The sequence below is a fragment of the Variovorax paradoxus B4 genome, assembly GCF_000463015.1.
In the GTDB taxonomy this organism is placed as follows: Bacteria; Pseudomonadota; Gammaproteobacteria; order Burkholderiales; family Burkholderiaceae_C; genus Variovorax; species Variovorax paradoxus_E.
Genome location: NC_022247.1, coordinates 329,280 through 342,847, shown reverse-complemented (window position 1 = coordinate 342,847; position 13,568 = coordinate 329,280). Strand labels below are relative to the sequence as shown.

The window sequence follows — 13,568 nt, the reverse complement described above, 5'->3', positions numbered from 1 at the left end:
CTCCATGACCGGCACTGCGCAACGATGTGACGCAGTGATCATGGGCGGCGGGCTCGCGGGCCTCACCCTGGCCCTGCAGCTGAAGCAGCGCTTCCAGGACATCGACGTGCTGGTGCTGGAGCGCCGCACGCATCCGGTGCCGCACGCGGCCCACAAGGTGGGCGAGTCGTCGGTCGAGATCGGCGCGCACTACTTCGACACCGTGCTCGGCCTCAAGCCCCACATGGACGGCGCGCAGCTGCGCAAGTTCGGCTTCCGCTTCTTCTTCAGCGAGGCCCGGCGCGACATCGACCAGGTCACCGAGATCGGCGCCAGCCGCTACCTGGCGGTCCCGAGCTACCAGATCGACCGCGGCATCTTCGAGAACTACCTGGCCGAGGAGGCCGTGCGGCGCGGCGTGCGCTTCGACGATGCCGCGCTGGTGCGCCGCGTCGACCTGGCCCAGGACGCCGAGGCACCGCACCGCCTCGAATGGACGCGCGGCAACGAAACGCACAGCGCCGAGGCGCGCTGGCTGATCGATGCCTGCGGGCGCGCCGGCCTGCTCAAGCGCAAGCTCGGGCTCGCGCAGGCCAACGCGCACGACGTGAACGCCGTGTGGTTCCGCATCGGCGAGCGCATTGCCATCGACGAGTGGAGCGACGACGCCACCTGGCGCGAGCGCTGCGATCCGCAGGCGCGCTGGCTCTCGACCAACCACCTGGTGGGCGCGGGCTACTGGGCCTGGCTGATTCCGCTCGCCTCGGGCTCGCATTCGGTGGGCATCGTGGCCGACCCGAAGCTGCATCCGCTCGACACCATCGACACCTTCGAGAAAGCGATGCAGTGGTTCGCCACCTACCAGCCGAGGCTGTACGACGCGCTCGACGGCAAGCGGCACCTGCTGCAGGACTTCGCGTTCCTCAAGCACTTCTCGCACGGCTGCAAGCAGGTCTTCTCGGGCCGGAGGTGGGCCTTGACGGGCGAGGCCGGGCTGTTCCTCGATCCCTTCTATTCGCCGGGCAGCGACTTCATCGCGATCAGCAACACCTACATCACCGACCTGGTGGCGCACGACCGCGCGGGCCGCTCGGTGGAAGCCCGCGCGCAGCTCTACGACCAGATCTATCACTCGTTCTACGAAAGCACGCTGGCGCTCTACCAGGACCAGTACCCGCTGTTCGGCGACCCCGAGGTGCTGCCGGTGAAGGTGATCTGGGACTATGCCTACTACTGGGGCGTGCTTTCGCAGATCTTCTTCCAGCAGCGGCTCACCGACCTGATGCTGCTGGGCAGCCTGAAGGACGAGCTGCAGCATTGCCAGCGCCTGAACCTGACAGTGCAGCAGCTGCTGCGCAGCTGGTCCGCGGCCAGCGCCAGGCGCAACGCCCCGGTGATGCTCGACCAGGCCGCCATGCCCTGGTTCGCCGAGCTCAACCGGAGCTTGAAAGACCCACGGCTGGACGATGCCGCGTTCAGGGCGCGCATCCGGGCCTCGGTCGCGCAGCTGCGCCAGCTGGCCGGCGAGATCCTCGGGCGGGCGCGGGCGGACAATGCGGACCTGAGCGGCTGCGCCCTGCCCGCGCTGCTCGAGGAAGACATCGCCGCCCTGCCCGCTGGCGCGCAAGCCGGCGCTATGCTTTTCGCAGCACTTCCGGATGACAGCCGGAAGCCGCGTTTACCCAACTTTACGGAGCGTTCAAGCCCCGTTGCCCCCCGTGCACGACCATGAAGCGCATGAGCACCCCCCAACTCCTGATGATCGAAGACGATGCCCGCCTGGCGCAGATGGTGGGCGAATACCTGACGCAGTCGGGTTTTCTCTTCACGCATGCCGGCGACGGCGCCAGCGGCCTCGAGCAGCTGCAGCAGCACGCGCCCGACCTGGTGATCCTCGACCTGATGCTGCCCGACACCGACGGCCTGGAGATCTGCCGCCGCATCCGCTCGCTGCCGCCTCCGGCTTCCAAGGTGTCGGTGCTGATGCTCACCGCCAAGGGCGATCCGATGGACCGCATCATCGGCCTGGAGATCGGTGCCGACGACTACCTGCCCAAGCCCTTCGAGCCGCGCGAGCTGCTCGCGCGCATTCGCGCGGTGCTGCGCCGCCGCAGCGAGAACAGCGCCGACACCGAAGCCAGCACGGTGATGCGCTTCGGCACGCTCGAGATCGACCGCAACGCGCGCACCGTGTCGATGGGCGGCGCGCTGGCCGACCTCACCTCCTACCAGTTCGACCTGCTGGTCGCGATGGCCGAGCGCGCCGGGCGCGTGCTCACGCGCGACCAGATCATGGAGGCCGTGCGCGGCCGCGAGCTCGAGGCCTTCGACCGCTCGATCGACGTGCACATGGGCCGCATCCGCGCCGCCATCGAGGTCGACGCCAAGAACCCGAAGCGCATCCTCACCGTGCGCGGCGTGGGCTACGTGTTCGCCAAGCAGCAGGACTGACCGGCCGATGCTGCGCGGCCTGTATTCCCGCCACCTCTACGTCCGCATCTGGCTCGCGGTGGTGGGCGGCGTCGTCATCCTCACGCTGATGGCCAACTGGATCGTGCGCGAGGCGGCCCAGGCCGAGCGCGAGCGCCTGGCGCCGGTGCCGCGCAACGTGGTGGTGCTCGATGCGCAGGACACGCCCATCGGCAGCGGCAAGGCGCTGCGCGTGCCGGGCCAGGGACTGGAGTTCGACGTGACGCTCAGCGACGGCAAGGCACTCACGGCTGCGCGTGGCGCCGCGCGACCGGCCCACGGGCACCGGCGGGTTCGCGCCCTGGCGCACGCCGTTCGGGCTGGGCTGGATGATCGCGCTCGTGGGCATTGCGGTGGCACTGGGCGTGTATCCGATCGTGCGGCGGCTCACCCAGCGGCTGGAGTCGCTGCAGCGCGGCGTGCAGCGCTGGGGCGAGGGCGATCTCTCGGTGCGCGTGACCGAAGAAGGGCAGGACGAAGTGGCTGATCTCTCCAAACGTTTCAACGCGTCGGCCGAACGCATCGAACAGCTGGTGCGTTCGCACAAGTCGCTGCTGGCCAATGCATCGCACGAGCTGCGCTCGCCGCTCACCCGCATCCGCATGGGCCTGGAGCTGATGGGCGAACGCCCGAGTCCCAAGGCGCGCGAGGAAATCTCGCGCAACATCGGCGAGCTCGACCAGCTCATCGACGAAATCCTGCTGGCCAGCCGGCTCGACGCAAGCGAGGCCGACATGGGCACCATCGAAGCGGTCGACCTGACCGGGCTCGCGGCCGAGGAGTGCTCGCAGGTGAATGCCGAGCTCGACCTGGTCGAAGGCACCGACAACGCCAAGCTCACCGTGCCCGGCGTCTCGCGCCTGCTGCGCCGCGCCATCCGCAACCTGCTGGAGAATGCGCGCCGCTACGGCGCGGGCGAAATTTCGGTGGAACTGGGCAGCGCGAACGGCTTTGCCACCGTGCGCGTGAACGACCGCGGACCCGGCGTGCCGGCGGCCCTGCGCGAACGCATCTTCGAGCCCTTCTACCGGCTGCCCGGCGCCAGCGAGCGCAACGGCGGCGTTGGCCTCGGGCTGGCGCTGGTGAAGTCGATTGCGGAGCGCCACGGCGGCAGCGTGCGCTGCGAAGAACGCCCGGGCGGCGGCGCCAGCTTCGTCATCCGGCTGCCAGCGGCCAGCCGCAGCTGACCGGACGGCGGGTCCGAAGTCAGGTTGGGCCCCGCCGGCCCCACCTAAAATCCCGCCCCTATGCAGAGATCGCACATCGTCAGGCCCGCGGCCATGTTCTGGGGGCTGGTGGTGTTCATGCCCGTCGGCGTCACCTACCTTTCGGCCTTGCTGTTGCTTGCCACCATGCTGGTGGCCGGCGGGTTGCGCGATCGCTTCGCGCGGCTGCGCGCCAACCCGCTGTGGTGGCCGGTGATGGCGTACCTGGCCTGGACCCTCATCGTGCTGGCCTTCGGACCGCACTACCCCGAAACCGGCTCGAACCTGTTCCACGGGCTGCGCATCGGCCTCACGGTATTGATGGCGATGGCGCTCACGCGCGAGGAAGCGATATGGGCGCTGCGCGGCTTCCTGCTGATTGCCGCGCTGAACGTCCTGCTGATCGTGGCCTATTACGCCATCGGCTTTCCGATCTGGTCGCCGCTGCGCGCGGTGGTCATGGAAGTGGGCAACAAGTCGATCAGCAACGCGCTGCTGTTCAGCGTGGTGGCATCCACGGCCGCCGTGTGGGGCATTGCGCAGATCGCCGCGCACCGGCCGCTGCGTGCCATTCCCGCCTTCGTGCTGGTGCTCGGCCTGGGCCTGGTGGTGGCGCTGCCGCTGACCTCGCGCACCTCGGTGCTCGCGCTGCTGCTGGTGATTCCGGTGGTGTGCATCCACCAATGGCGCAATCACCTGAAGATGCTGGTGAGCGCGCTGGTGCTGGGAACCGTGGTGCTGGGTGCCGGGCTCTACCAGTTGCCGCAGCTCCAGCACAAGGTCGAGACCGGCGTGGAGGAAATCGAGAAGGCGCAGGCCGGCGCGATCTTCAAGGGCAGCTGGGTCATCCGCTACTACATGTACCGCGACACCGGCCGCATGATCGCCGACCGGCCGCTCACCGGCTGGGGCATCGGGGGCTGGACCGACCAGTGGCACAAGCGCGGCCCGGTGCTCTTCGCCGATTCGAACATGCCGCACAACGACTTCCTGTGGGTCGGCGCGCAGGGCGGGTTGCCGGCCTTGCTGAGCCTGCTGGTCATCATGGTTGGCGCCGTCTGGCAGGCATGGAAACGGCCCGACATCGCGGGCCGCTACGCGCTGGCGGCCACGCTGATTGCGCTGATCGCGTCGAGCGTGAACTCTGCCGTGCGCGACGCGCAGATCGGGCTGGCGCTGCTGTGGATCGCGATGGTCTATCTGCGGCTTGCGCAGGAACCGCGGGAGACGCAGCCCTGGCGCGACCTGTGGCCGACGCGCCGCATCGCAGCGGTGCTCGACGAGGCCCCGCCGCAAGCCAGCTAGCTACGGCTGCTGCGCTTGGCTTCAGCGGCCGCGAACTGCCGGCCGGCCATGCCGACGAAAAAGTAGATGACCGCGGCATGCAGCGCGCCCACGAACAGCAGCACCAGCAGCATCGGCCCCAGCTGCAGGACCGATGCACCGGCAGCCAGCGCCGCCGCCACCGAGACCGCGGCCTGGATGGCCAGGTCGATGGCGATCATGCCGAGCACGGCCCGGGTCTTTTCATCGCGCGCAAGGTACCGGCCGTTCTTCTTGCCGAAGGCCAGGCACACCCACATCACGGCGCCCAGGAGCGCCGCCGTATTGACGCCCGCGTTGGCCTTCACGCCAAGCAGGTTCAGCGCCAGGCCCAGGATGAGCAGCAGGAGCAGGTAGGCCGCGCCGAAGCGGCCCAGCAGACCGCGAACGGTCAATGCCGGGACGACACCGTCTCGCCCGCCTTCAGGCGGTAGACGGTGCCGCAGTACGGGCACTTGGCTTCACCGGTGCGCGCCACGTCCAGGTAGACCTTGGGATGGGTGTCCCAGAGCTTCATGTCGGCCTTGGGGCTGGGGCAGAACACGCCGCCCTGGTGATTGAGCTCCCTGGCCAGGAGTTCGACGACTGCGTTGGTAGGCATGGTTTTCTCAGACTTTCGTGAGCCAGTGGGCGTATTTGGGGTTCTTGCCGTTCACGATATCGAAGAAGGCAGCCTGGATCTTTTCGGTGACGGGGCCGCGCGAGCCGCCGTCGCCGCGGTTGCCGATCTCGATGCGGTCGAGCTCGCGGATGGGCGTCACTTCAGCGGCCGTGCCGGTGAAGAAGGCCTCGTCGGCAATGTAGACCTCGTCGCGCGTGATGCGCTTCTGCACCAGTTCGATGCCGAGATCCTTGCACACGTGCAGGATGGTGTTGCGCGTGATGCCGTTGAGCGCGCCGGCCGAGAGGTCGGGCGTGTAGACCACGCCGCCCTTGACCACGAAGATGTTCTCGCCCGCGCCTTCGGAGACGAAGCCGCTCGCGTCGAGCAGCAGGGCCTCGTCGTAGCCGTCGTCCAGCGCCTCCATGTTGGCGAGGATCGAGTTGGTGTAGTTGCTCACCGTCTTGGCCTGCGTCATCGTGATGTTGACGTGGTGGCGGGTGAAGCTCGAGGTCTTCACGCGGATGCCGCGCTTCATGCCCTCTTCGCCCAGGTAGGCGCCCCAGGACCAGGCCGCGACCATGGCATGGATCCGGTTGCCCTTGGGGCTCACGCCGAGCTTTTCGGAGCCGATCCAGATCAGCGGGCGCAGGTAGCAGCTTTCGAGCTTGTTCTCGCGCACGACCTGCTTCTGGGCTTCGTTGAGCTGTTCCTGCGTGAAGGGAATCTTCATGCGCAGGATCTTGGCGCTGTTGAAGAGCCGCTCGGTGTGCTCGGCCAGGCGGAAGATCGCCGTGCCCTCGGGGGTCTTGTAGGCGCGCACGCCCTCGAAGGCGCCGCAGCCGTAGTGCAGCGTGTGGCTCAGCACGTGGATCTTGGCGTCGCGCCAGTCCACGAGTTCGCCGTCCATCCAGATCTTGCCGTCACGGTCGTCCAGCGAGGGGGGGATCGAGCTCATTTCCTGATTCCTTTGGGAGCTGTGTGGGGAGCGACCGGGGGGAAGTCGCAAAAGCTTTCGATTTTACGGTGGCCGCCGGAACGGCGTGCCCGACAATGGCCGGTTGTCCAAACCAGTGGAAAAAAGGGTTTCCGTGTCCGTATTCAAGAACGTCATCGTCTATCGCATCGAACCTGCCTGGTCCCAAACATTGGCCGAGGCAGAAGAAGCGCTCGCCAAGGCGCGCTTCGAGCCCTGCGGCCCCTCGCAGGAAAAATCCGCCGGCTGGGTCGAACCCCGCGGCGAAGCCAACGGCCCGCTGGTCGAATCCATCGACGGCCAGTGGCTGGTCGAATACATGATCGAGAGCAAGGCGGTCCCCGGTTCCGTGGTGCGCCGCAAGCTCGACGAGCGCTGCGCCCAGATCGAAGCCACCACCGGCCGCAAGCCCGGCAAGAAGGAAAAGAAGGAGCTCAAGGAGGACATCACCCTGGAGCTGCTGCCGATGGCCTTCACGCGCAGCGCCCGCGTGGCCGTGTGGATCGACAAGGCCGAGAACCGCCTCGTGATCAACAGCGGCAACGCCGCGCGCGCCGACGAAGTGGTCACCAGCCTCGTGAAGTCGCTCGACGGCTTTGCGGTGGCGCTGATCAACACGCAGGTGGAGCCGGCCGCCGCCATGGCCAACTGGCTCCTGACGCAGGAGCCGCCGGCCGGCTTCACCATCGACCGCGAGTGCGAGCTCAAGGCCTCCGACGACTCCAAGGCCGTGGTGCGCTACGCCAAGCACCCGCTCGACATCGAGGAAGTGCAAAAGCACATCACCGACGGCAAGCGCCCCACGCGCCTGGCGCTCACCTGGGACGACCGCGTGTCCTTCGAGCTGACGCACGGCATGCTGATCCGCAAGATCGTGTTCCTGGAAGGCACGGGCGACGGCGCGGCCGGCGGCAAGAAGGAAGACAACTTCGACGCCGACGTGGCGATTGCCACCGGCGAACTCGGCCAGCTGGTACCGGCGCTGCTCGACGCGCTGGGCGGCGAGGCTGCGTTCTCGGCGGCGTTGCCCGACGAAGCGCCGAAGCCGGCTGCGGCAGCCGCTCCCACGACGACGGTGCCGGCCGATGCGCCCGAGGAAGAAGACGCGCCGTTCTGACGCGCCCTCAGTCGTTCAGGCGACCAGGTAGGTCTGCGCGAGCCGCACCCAGCAAGCCGCGCCCAGCGGCAGCACCTGGTCGTTGAAGTCATAGCCGGGGTTGTGCACCATGCAGCCCCCGAACTCGCCCTCCCCGTTGCCGAGCAGCAGATAGCAGCCCGGCAGCGCATCGAGCATCCACGCGAAATCCTCGCTGCCCGCAAAACCCCTGGGCACCGTCCGGACGACGTTCGCCTCGCCCACCAGCTCGGTGCAGACCTGCGCCATCAACAGCGTCTCCGCCGTGGTGTTGACCACCGGTGGCACCAGCTGGCGGTAGTCGATCTCGGCCTCCACGCCGTGCGCCTGCGCGGTGAGGCTCACGATCTCGCGGATGCGCTGCTCGACCAGCGCGCGCGTCTCGGGCTGCGCCGCGCGCACGTTCAGGCCGAGCGACACCGACTGCGGAATCACGTTGTGCGTGGCGCCACCGCGGATGAAACCGACCGACACCACCGCCGTGTCGTCGGGCGCCACGTTGCGCGCCACCACCGTCTGCAGGGCCGTCACCACCGCAGCCGCGGCAGCAACCGGATCTCGCGCGCGGTGCGGCATGGCCCCGTGCCCACCCACGCCCTTGATCGTGACGTCGGCCACGTCGGATGACAGCGTGACCGGGCCCTCGACCGCCAGCATCGTGCCCACCGGCACACCCGGTGCGTTGTGCAGCGCGTACACCGCATCGCAGGGGAAGCGCCCGAACAGGCCGTCCGCGATCATCGCGCGCGCGCCGCAGAGGTTTTCTTCATCGGGCTGGAAGATCAGGTTCAGCGTGCCGTCGAAGTTGCGCGCCGTCGCCAGCGCCTTGGCCGCGGCCAGCAGGATCGCCGTGTGGCCGTCGTGGCCGCAGGCATGCATGCGGCCGGGGTTGCGGCTCGCGTACGGCAGGCCGGTGGCCTCGGCGATGGGCAGTGCGTCCATGTCGGCGCGGATGCCGAGGCGGCGCGTGCCGCTGCCGAGCTTGAGCTGCGCCACGATGCCGGTCTTGCCGATGCCGGTGTGCACCTCGTAGCCCCAGCTGCGCAGCAGGTTGGCCACGAGCTCGCTGGTGGCGCTGACCTCGAAGCCGAGCTCCGGGTTGGCGTGGATCTGGCGGCGGATGTCGACGAAGGCCTGGGTGTCGACGTCGGCCTGGGGGAGCAGGCGCGACAGGAGCTTGGTGGTCTGGGGGCTGAGTTCGTGGGTCATGTGAAAGGGTTCGCTCTCGGTGAAGTTCTTCGATCAATCGGCCTTGCGTTCGCGCAGGCTCAGCAGCGCGCACAGGCTCAGCGCCCCGCAGACCATCATGTAGAAAGCCGGCGACATCGGGTTGTCCGTCTTCGCGAGCAGCCAGGTCACGATGAACTGCGAGGAGCCACCGAACACCGTCACACCCACGCTGTAGATCACCGAGATGCCGCTTGCGCGCACGCCGGCCGGCAGCATTTCGAGCAGCATCAGGAACATCGGCGTGGTGCCGATGTTCACGCTCGTGGTCAGCAACGCCGACAGCGCCAGCACCAGCGGCACGCTCGGGTAGTGGCTGATGATCCAGAACACCGGGTAGACGGCGATCACGCTGAACAGCAGCGAGCCGATCACCAGTGGCTTGCGGTTCGGCAGCCTGTCGGCCAATCGCCCCGCCACCAACGAAACGACGAACAGCGTGATGCCCGTGACGCAGCCCGACAGCAGCGACAGCGACGGCGGCATGTGCAGCACGCGGATCATGTAGGTGGGCATGAAGAACACCACGAGGTACATCGTCGCCGTGCCCGCCGTGGTGGCGAGGATGCCCTTCAGCACCGTGCCTCCGTGGTTGCGTAACAGCCGGCCGACGGGGCTGGATTCATGGCTTTCGGCGGTATGCGTTTCCTCCAGGTGCGCGCGAATGTAGAGCCCCACCGGCGCGATCAGCAGGCCGAGCAGGAACGGCAGGCGCCAACCCCAGCTTTCGAGCGACACCTGCGGCAGCGCGGCGTACAGCGCGGCACCCGTGAGCGCGCCCAGCAGCGCCGACACGCCCTGGCTCGCGAGCTGCCAGCTCACGCGGAAGCCCCGGCCCTTGACGCCGCCGGCCTCCATCAGCATCGAGGTGGCCGCGCCCACCTCTCCGCCCAGCGAGAAGCCCTGCAGCAGCCGGCCCGCCACGATCATCAGCGAGCCGAACACGCCGGCCGACGCATAGCTGGGCGCGAACGCGATGCACAGCGTGCCGAGCACCATGAGGCCGATGGTCAGCGTCATCGCGGCCTTGCGGCCCTTGCGGTCGGCGTAGTTGCCGATGATCACGCCGCCCAGCGGCCGCATCACGAAGCCGATGCCGAAGGTCGCCACGGCCAGCAGCAGCGAGCCGTACGGGCTGTCGGAGGGGAAGAACAGCTTGCCGATCAGCAGCGCGAAGAAGCTGTAGACGGTGAAGTCGTACATCTCCAGCGCATTGCCCAGCGAGCAGGCGGCGATCAGGCGGAACTGGCTCTGCCTTCCCTTGCCTTGCACGGCAGTAGCGGTGGCTGGTGAAGGGCCCCGGATCGGGCTTGCGGGCAATGCGGCTTCGCTCATCTAATGTCACTCCACGAACAGGTTGCGGGGGGCCGGATCGGCCTCTGGCGGCGGAGTATTCAGGCAAAGCGCTGCGGCAAAGAATCACATATTTTCATGCTGATAACCAAACGGCATCCCCGTCACAAACAGGCACCGGAAGCCATCGGGACAACCCTCAGGGCGCCTTTTTTCGGGAGATCGGCACCACGATGAAGCTGCAACAGTTGCGCGTTCTGCTGGCGGTGGCACAGCACGGCAGCATCCATGAGGCGTCGCGCAGCCTGCACACCACGCAGCCCGCGCTGTCGAAGACCATCTCCGAGCTGGAACGCGAACTCGGCGTGACGCTGATGTCGCGCTCCACGCGCGGCGTGAGCCTTACCCCCTACGGCGTGGCACTGGTCAAGCGCGCGAGCCTGGTCGAGCAGGAGCTGCGGCATGCGCTGGAAGACATCGAGGCGATCCGCGGGCACGACGAGGCGCAGCTCAACATCGGCTTCACCGCGGTAGCGTCGAGCGGGCCGCTGCCCGATGCGATGGCCTCGTTCCGCCAGCGCTTTCCCAATGTGGCGCTGCGCGGCTTCGAGCTGCGGCCGCAGCAGATCTTCGAAGGCCTGCGCGAGGGCCGGCTCGACCTGGGGCTGATCTCCACCTGCAACGGGCCGGGCACCGGCGCCTTCCAGTGGGAGCCGCTTTTTTCAGTGGCGATGCATCTCAGTGTGCGCGCCGGCCATCCGCTGCGGCGCGTGCGCAAGCTGCAGCCGCTGCTCGACGCCGACTGGCTGGTGCTCGACCCCGTCGACGACGCCGGCAGCCCGCTGGTGAGCACGATGCGCATGCACGGGTTCGACATGCCCAGGCGCATGGTGCACAGCGCCTCGAACCTGCTGGGCCTGCAGCTGGCCACCCAGACCGACCTGATCAGCATGTGGTCGGATTTCGTCTTCCACGGCGCGGGGCCGCTGCGGCTGCAGCCCGACCTGCTGGAGAAGCTGCCGATCACCGATGCGCTGCCGGACTTCGACGTGTTCCTGGTCTACCGCTCGGCCGACCTCATGACGCACGTGTGCACCGAGTTCGTGAAGGAAGCGCGCCACCATGCGAAGGCGAATCCGCCGTGGCGCCAGCCGCGGCGCAAGGCGGACGCGGGCTGATCAGGCCGCGGGGTTCTGCGTGCTGTCGTCGTCGGGCGCCGCTTCGGGCCGCGTCAACGTCCAGCTCTGCAGCTTGCCGCCGTTGAACACGGCGTCGACATACGAGCCGCCCGTATCGGTCCAGCGGTAGAGCTCGGGCTGCTCGTCCTTGGGCGAGCGCAGTTCGCCCAGGGCGCGCGTCATTGCAATGGCGTGCATCAGCGTCGCGCCCTGCTTGAGCTTGGCATTGAGCATCACCGCGCTTGCCACATAGCCCACCGGCCGGTCGGCAGCCCGCTTGAGCACCTGCATCGCGCGGTTGAAGTGCAGCAGCAGGAACATCACGATCGCGCCGCCGGTCAGCGCCACGCCGGCCCAGCCGTAGCTGCGCCACGCCAGGCCGAGAAGAACGATGCCGCCCACGGGCACCAGTATTTTCTGGAAATTCATGGGGCGCATTCTCGCCTCGTGCGGTAGCCGCCCTGGCTACCGCCAGGCGCGCAAGACGGTACTCGCCTCGAAAAGTGCCTTGAGTCCCGGCTCCAGCAGGCACATTTCACCGCACGGGCCGACGGAACCGGCTTCAGGGAGAGGCAACCGAGGTTGCCAGCACAACATGACACACATCGTGGGAACAGGGAGGATCGCCCGGCGCGCCCCTGGCGCGCCGGGCATTTTTTTCCTGGCAACCGGTCAATCAATCGAGGCGGCGAACCACGTCCATCGCCTCTTCGATGCGTTCGACGGCATGGATAGTCAACCCTTCGATCTCTTTCGTGCCCTTGCGCGGCGCATTCGCCTTGGGCACCACGGCCACGCTGAAGCCCAGCTTGGCCGCTTCGCGCAGGCGCTCCTGTCCACGCGGCGCGGGGCGCACTTCGCCCGCAAGGCCGACTTCACCGAATGCGATGAATCCCCTGGGCAGCGGCTTGCCACGCAGGCTCGACGTGATGGCGAGCATCACGGCCAGGTCCGCCGCCGGCTCGCTGATGCGCACCCCGCCCACCGCGTTCACGAACACGTCCTGGTCCATGCAGGCCACGCCCGCATGGCGGTGCAGCACGGCCAGCAGCATCGCGAGCCGGTCGCGGTCCAGGCCCACCGAGAGGCGGCGCGGGCTCGGCCCGCCGTTGTCGACCAGCGCCTGGATCTCCACCAGCATCGGCCGCGTGCCCTCGAGCGTGACCAGCACCACGCTGCCGGGCACCGGCTCCGCATGCTGGCTCAGGAAGATCGCGCTCGGATTGGTCACGCCCTTCAGGCCGCGCTCGGTCATCGCGAACACGCCGATCTCGTTCACGGCGCCGAAGCGGTTCTTGATGGCGCGCACGAGGCGGAAGCTCGAATGCGTGTCGCCCTCGAAGTACAGCACCGTGTCGACCATGTGCTCGAGCACGCGCGGGCCCGCGAGCGCGCCCTCCTTGGTGACGTGGCCCACCAGCACCACGGCCGTGCCGCTGGTCTTGGCAAAGCGCGTGAGGTGGGCCGCGCATTCGCGCACCTGGGCCACCGAGCCCGGCGCGGAGGTGAGCTGGTCGGAGTACACCGTCTGGATCGAGTCGATCACCGCGATGGCCGGGCGCGTCGCGTCGAGCGTGGCGATGATCTTCTCCAGCTGGATCTCGGCCAGCACCTGCACCTGCGAGTGGTCCAGACCGAGCCGCCTGGAGCGCAGCGACACCTGCGCGCCGCTTTCCTCGCCGGTCACGTAGAGCGCGTTCTGCCCCGCGCGCTGCAGCGCATCGACGGCCTGCAGCAGCAGCGTCGACTTGCCGATGCCCGGGTCGCCGCCGATCAGCGTGACGCCGCCCGACACGATGCCGCCGCCCAGCACGCGGTCGAGCTCGTCGAGCCCGGTGGGCGTGCGTGCGACGTCGGTCGCTTCTATTTCCGACAGCGTGGCGAGTTCGGACACGCCCGCGAGCGCGGCGTACTGCGTGCCGAAACGGTTGTTGGCCGGGCCGCTGCTGCCCGCCACCTGTTCGATGAGAGTGTTCCAGGCGCCGCAGCTCGGGCATTTGCCGAGCCACTTGGGGCTGGTGCCGCCGCATTCGCTGCAGACGAAGAGGGATTTTTCCTTGGCCATGCCGAAGTGTAGGGAGACGCAAGAAGCGAAACGGCTACCAGCCAGAGAAATGTCGTGAAACCGGCGCGTACGCCCTGCAGCATGGGGAACGGGTGCAATTGCATGCGCCGGCACCCC

12 protein-coding genes and 1 pseudogene are annotated in these 13,568 nt (G+C 68.1%); 6 read left to right on the top strand and 7 right to left on the bottom strand.

Annotated features, from left to right (window positions below; all coding sequences use genetic code 11):
* Positions 1 to 4 precede the first annotated feature (4 nt).
* From VAPA_RS01565 to VAPA_RS01550, 4 genes and pseudogenes are all read left to right on the top strand, one after another.
* The gene (locus VAPA_RS01565) at positions 5 to 1,711 is read left to right on the top strand and encodes an NAD(P)/FAD-dependent oxidoreductase (RefSeq protein WP_021005012.1); all 1,707 of its coding nucleotides are present in this window, start codon (positions 5 to 7) and stop codon (positions 1,709 to 1,711) included.
* On the top strand, positions 1,708 to 2,430 hold the full coding sequence (locus VAPA_RS01560; protein WP_021005011.1) for a response regulator transcription factor: 723 nt from the start codon (positions 1,708 to 1,710) through the stop codon (positions 2,428 to 2,430). The genes VAPA_RS01565 and VAPA_RS01560 overlap by 4 nt, the downstream gene beginning before the upstream one ends.
* Before the next feature lie 7 nt (positions 2,431 to 2,437).
* Positions 2,438 to 3,635, top strand: a pseudogene (locus tag VAPA_RS01555) (ATP-binding protein).
* 60 nt (positions 3,636 to 3,695) lie between these two features.
* Entirely contained in the window at positions 3,696 to 4,958 is a 1,263-nt protein-coding gene (locus VAPA_RS01550; RefSeq protein WP_021005009.1) for an O-antigen ligase family protein, read from the top strand.
* On the opposite strand, the gene VAPA_RS01545 is transcribed toward VAPA_RS01550, so the two are convergent.
* From VAPA_RS01545 to VAPA_RS01535, 3 genes are read right to left on the bottom strand one after another with little or no spacing between them, the layout of a single operon-like run.
* The gene (locus VAPA_RS01545; protein WP_021005008.1) at positions 4,955 to 5,371 is read right to left on the bottom strand and encodes an ABZJ_00895 family protein; all 417 of its coding nucleotides are present in this window, start codon (positions 5,369 to 5,371) and stop codon (positions 4,955 to 4,957) included. The two genes, VAPA_RS01550 and VAPA_RS01545, sit on opposite strands and share 4 nt — an antisense overlap.
* Positions 5,368 to 5,577 carry a zinc-finger domain-containing protein gene (locus tag VAPA_RS01540; RefSeq protein WP_012745419.1) on the bottom strand — a complete coding sequence of 70 codons (210 nt, stop codon included), beginning with the start codon at positions 5,575 to 5,577 and terminating at the stop codon, positions 5,368 to 5,370. Before VAPA_RS01540 ends, VAPA_RS01545 begins: the two co-directional genes overlap by 4 nt.
* 7 nt (positions 5,578 to 5,584) lie before the next feature.
* Positions 5,585 to 6,535 carry a branched-chain amino acid transaminase gene (locus VAPA_RS01535; protein WP_021005007.1) on the bottom strand — a complete coding sequence of 317 codons (951 nt, stop codon included), beginning with the start codon at positions 6,533 to 6,535 and terminating at the stop codon, positions 5,585 to 5,587.
* Positions 6,536 to 6,668: 133 nt separating this feature from the next.
* On the opposite strand from VAPA_RS01535, the gene VAPA_RS01530 reads away from it, so the two are divergent.
* Positions 6,669 to 7,670, top strand: a complete 1,002-nt coding sequence (locus VAPA_RS01530) for a recombination-associated protein RdgC (protein ID WP_021005006.1) — start codon at positions 6,669 to 6,671, stop codon at positions 7,668 to 7,670.
* A 15-nt stretch (positions 7,671 to 7,685) separates the two neighbouring features.
* Here the strand turns inward: VAPA_RS01530 and VAPA_RS01525 are convergent, their stop codons facing one another.
* A complete protein-coding gene (locus tag VAPA_RS01525) occupies positions 7,686 to 8,897 on the bottom strand; it encodes a M20 aminoacylase family protein (protein ID WP_021005005.1) in 1,212 nt (403 codons plus the stop codon).
* A gap of 33 nt (positions 8,898 to 8,930) precedes the next feature.
* Entirely contained in the window at positions 8,931 to 10,250 is a 1,320-nt protein-coding gene (locus VAPA_RS01520; protein WP_021005004.1) for an MFS transporter, read from the bottom strand.
* A 191-nt stretch (positions 10,251 to 10,441) separates the two neighbouring features.
* Between VAPA_RS01520 and VAPA_RS01515 the strand changes: the two genes are divergently transcribed.
* Positions 10,442 to 11,386, top strand: a complete 945-nt coding sequence (locus tag VAPA_RS01515) for a LysR family transcriptional regulator (protein WP_021005003.1) — start codon at positions 10,442 to 10,444, stop codon at positions 11,384 to 11,386.
* On the opposite strand, the gene VAPA_RS01510 is transcribed toward VAPA_RS01515, so the two are convergent.
* Positions 11,387 to 11,824: a hypothetical protein gene (locus VAPA_RS01510; RefSeq protein WP_021005002.1), complete on the bottom strand. Its 438-nt coding sequence runs from the start codon at positions 11,822 to 11,824 to the stop codon at positions 11,387 to 11,389. It abuts the gene before it with no gap.
* A 238-nt stretch (positions 11,825 to 12,062) separates the two neighbouring features.
* Positions 12,063 to 13,451 carry a DNA repair protein RadA gene (radA, locus tag VAPA_RS01505; protein ID WP_021005001.1) on the bottom strand — a complete coding sequence of 463 codons (1,389 nt, stop codon included), beginning with the start codon at positions 13,449 to 13,451 and terminating at the stop codon, positions 12,063 to 12,065.
* Positions 13,452 to 13,568 lie beyond the last annotated feature (117 nt).

Excerpts from the sequence above, each read along its gene's own strand:
- VAPA_RS01565 (WP_021005012.1), top strand. The coding sequence starts at position 5 with ATGACCGGCACTGCGCAACGATGTGACGCAGTGATCATGGGCGGCGGG.
- VAPA_RS01560 (WP_021005011.1), top strand. The coding sequence starts at position 1,708 with ATGAAGCGCATGAGCACCCCCCAACTCCTGATGATCGAAGACGATGCC.
- VAPA_RS01550 (WP_021005009.1), top strand. The coding sequence starts at position 3,696 with ATGCAGAGATCGCACATCGTCAGGCCCGCGGCCATGTTCTGGGGGCTG.
- VAPA_RS01540 (WP_012745419.1), bottom strand. The coding sequence starts at position 5,577 with ATGCCTACCAACGCAGTCGTCGAACTCCTGGCCAGGGAGCTCAATCAC.
- VAPA_RS01535 (WP_021005007.1), bottom strand. The coding sequence starts at position 6,535 with ATGAGCTCGATCCCCCCCTCGCTGGACGACCGTGACGGCAAGATCTGG.
- VAPA_RS01525 (WP_021005005.1), bottom strand. The coding sequence starts at position 8,897 with ATGACCCACGAACTCAGCCCCCAGACCACCAAGCTCCTGTCGCGCCTG.
- VAPA_RS01520 (WP_021005004.1), bottom strand. The coding sequence starts at position 10,250 with ATGAGCGAAGCCGCATTGCCCGCAAGCCCGATCCGGGGCCCTTCACCA.
- VAPA_RS01515 (WP_021005003.1), top strand. The coding sequence starts at position 10,442 with ATGAAGCTGCAACAGTTGCGCGTTCTGCTGGCGGTGGCACAGCACGGC.
- VAPA_RS01510 (WP_021005002.1), bottom strand. The coding sequence starts at position 11,824 with ATGCGCCCCATGAATTTCCAGAAAATACTGGTGCCCGTGGGCGGCATC.
- radA (WP_021005001.1), bottom strand. The coding sequence starts at position 13,451 with ATGGCCAAGGAAAAATCCCTCTTCGTCTGCAGCGAATGCGGCGGCACC.